The following is a 2798-nucleotide window of genomic DNA, read 5'->3' as shown; positions in this document are numbered from 1 at the left end:
GACGAGGAAAGGCGCGATCAGCGCGAACTCCAGCCCGGCCCCGCCCGATCGATCCCGCCCGAACGTGCTTGCCCTAGCGGACACGGATCATCTCCTGGTGACCGATCGTGGTGGAAGCAGCAAAGGCGCCGAAGGCAATGGGCGGCACCCAAGTGGCCGATGCCTGGATCTGGACATAGACCGATGGTGCTTTCGGCCCACTGCACAAGGTGGCAGCGTCGACGACGGTCGTCCCGCACATGTAAGTCCGGCTTAGCGTGACCTGGCCATCCTCCGGCCGATTCTCCCAGCTCGCAATGGCAACGGCCTTGGTCGCCGTATCATTGGTCGATCCGCCCATGACCAGGTTCGCGGCAGTCTTCACGCCGGCGCGCATCGACAGCGAACTCGTTACGTAGGACCAGCCGTCCAGAATGCCGAGCAGCACCAGGCACAGGATGGGCAGCACCATCGCGAACTCGACCGCCGCAACGCCCGCTTTATCGCTGAGGATCGGCGCCGATCGGCGTTCCACGGAGGCTACTCTACCAGCGCCACGGACAGCCCCGCCGGAATGTCGCGCATTCCGAGGCTCGTGCAATCCTGGTTGATGGTTGTGCTGCCGGACCATTGAATCGTATTGGCGACGACCTGGGTGCAGCCGCCGTTGCCTGAGAAGTTGCCAAGATAGTTTACTTGCTGTTTGGGGAAGTAGATGGCTCCGGTCAGCAGCGAGTCCGCTGTGCCGTTGAATGTGCTGGATGCGGGGGTACCGGTCCTGTCGCCGTAGAACAGCACACCGGAATAGGTGCCCGAGGTCGGCGCGCTGAGCTTCACAGAGGCGTTGCCATTCATGCTGACGGTCGAACTGCCCGACATGAAGATGGTCACACCGCTGCCGATAATGGCCGCGTTGGCGTTTATCTTGAGATCGCCCTGAACGACATAGACGCCAGGCGAAAGCGTGACATTGCCCTTCAGCGTCATGCCGCCGCAATAGGTGCCTGGGCTCAGCGTCGGCTTGTTGTCGTTCTGGCAAGGGTTCGAGGCCGCCGGGGCTGGCAGGTCGGCAAATGGATCGGCGGCAGGCAGCGCCTGGGTGATCGGGGCCGCGCAGACCGTGGTGACGGGATTGCTGAGCGAGACGCCGCCCGCCGAAATCAGGCAATCGATCTGGAGGCCCGCCGAGCCCTGAAGCTTGATGGCGTCAGGGGCGATCGAATTGGACATCACCACGCAGCCGGTAACCTTCACGATAGTATTGCCGGAAAACAGCGCTGCCTGCGGGGCGGCCGGATCGAGCGCGGTCATGCAGGCCTTCGAGGCGTTGGTGATGAGGGCGACCGCCCTCGCCTGTTCGGGAACCTGAGCCTGCGTGAAGATCAAGGTAAACATCCGGTCGAGCTTCTGGCCGACGATCACCTCGACCGCTTTCTTCGCCGTATTCGGTCCGGACGCTGGCGGCGTATTGACGACGATGGTGCCCGAGCCCAGTCCGTTCGTCGCCGCCGACTGGGTCGCGGCCGCGACGATTGTCGGCTTGTCGGAACCCGAGACCTGTTCAAGCGCGCCGGCATAGGCGGCGGCATCAGCCGTCGCCTGCAGTCTCAGGCTGTTGTAGTACCAATAGGAGGTTTCGACACCGAAGCCCGCGGCGCCAACAACGATCGGCAAGGTCAGGGCGAAAATGGTTGCGACATTTGCGCGGGTGCTCCGGCATATACCGTCCGCCACAAGCCGAATTCGGGTGAAGCAATTGGAGACCATGGCATAGATTAGAAAGCACGCATATATGAACGAACGGCTAAAAAGTTCCGTTCAATTTTGACCAGTGATCTATTGGCATCCAGAACAAGGGGATTCATGGCCGATCGACGGCATTAAAGGCAGCAACACGACCAAAAGCCCGCATCCCACGTGGACGATTGCCGGCGACAGTTTATCGTTTGCTAACAATGCAATTGCGGAGATGGTGGCAAGTGACCCGCTATGGGGCAGGACTGCCATCCATTCGCGATAGGATTTATGCGCGGCAAACCGGGACCCACTCCATCGGATACCGAGCCAGCGAGCACTCCGTGCCCTTGCCTACCAGTTCACCCTGAACTCGATATTGCCGCCATGGTCTGCATCCGATCGGCGAACTTGCCGTCGAAGGTGGCGAACACCGATGTCGCTACCCCGGTTCAGCTTTAAGCGGAAAGAATTGGCATCGACTCCGCAGCCGTTTCGGCCATCATCTCTCTCTGTACGGCCAGGAAGAACCTGCGCACTTCATCGCTGGCTGCTGTTCTGTCCCTGCCGGATCCGACCACGCGATCGAGCAACTCCGACGCCTTGGCCCTCCAGAAGGAGGTGGCGGTCTCGCCATGCAGATTGCCGAGCTTGGCGGCAACTTCCCTGACCAAGAATACCTGACGGTCGATCGGGAATGCACGAACTTTTTCTAGGGACATCTTCCGAACCATGAGACTGACGCAACGAATCAACCATTGCCAACAAGCAATGGCGTAGCCGGGAAGGTGGAAACGGAAGCTTAACGGCGCTGACGTTGGTGCGCCTGGTGAGGTCGTCGGGGACAAAAGGCGCAGCCATACGCCCACGACATCGCCGTGTGCGTTCAAACGCCATCGTTGGCGTTGGGCAGGTGAAACGGGCGACGGCCCTCAGGCCTGGAGCGCCCTTGCCTCACCGCCGCGCTTGCGCGGCGTCATCATGTCCCTGGCCATCAGTCCGCTCGCCCGGCAAAACGCCATGAATGCCCGGCAGGCATCCTCGGTCTTGACTACGTCCACCGTGGCGCCAAAGCAGGCGTTGAA

3 protein-coding genes and 1 pseudogene are annotated in these 2798 nt (G+C 61.2%); all 4 read right to left on the bottom strand.

The window, feature by feature from the left end; all coding sequences use genetic code 11:
• Positions 1–73: 73 nt before the first annotated feature.
• Positions 74–514: a TadE/TadG family type IV pilus assembly protein gene (locus EN935_RS29870; RefSeq protein WP_170136885.1), complete on the bottom strand. Its 441-nt coding sequence runs from the start codon at positions 512–514 to the stop codon at positions 74–76.
• Between the two features lie 5 nt (positions 515–519).
• Complete coding sequence (locus EN935_RS29865) at positions 520–1746, bottom strand: pilus assembly protein TadG-related protein (protein WP_164757883.1); 1227 nt, start codon at positions 1744–1746, stop codon at positions 520–522.
• Between the two features lie 425 nt (positions 1747–2171).
• Positions 2172–2603, bottom strand: a complete 432-nt coding sequence (locus EN935_RS42340; RefSeq protein ID WP_245462834.1) for a DUF6074 family protein — start codon at positions 2601–2603, stop codon at positions 2172–2174.
• A 42-nt stretch (positions 2604–2645) separates the two neighbouring features.
• A pseudogene (locus tag EN935_RS42955) lies at positions 2646–2798 on the bottom strand (DUF982 domain-containing protein); the annotation flags it as partial.

It is taken from the genome of Mesorhizobium sp. M7D.F.Ca.US.004.03.1.1 (genome assembly GCF_003998635.1).
Taxonomy (GTDB): domain Bacteria; phylum Pseudomonadota; class Alphaproteobacteria; order Rhizobiales; family Rhizobiaceae; genus Mesorhizobium; species Mesorhizobium loti.
The sequence above is the reverse complement of the archived record's forward strand: the minus strand, read 5'-3'. Positions and strand labels throughout refer to the sequence as shown.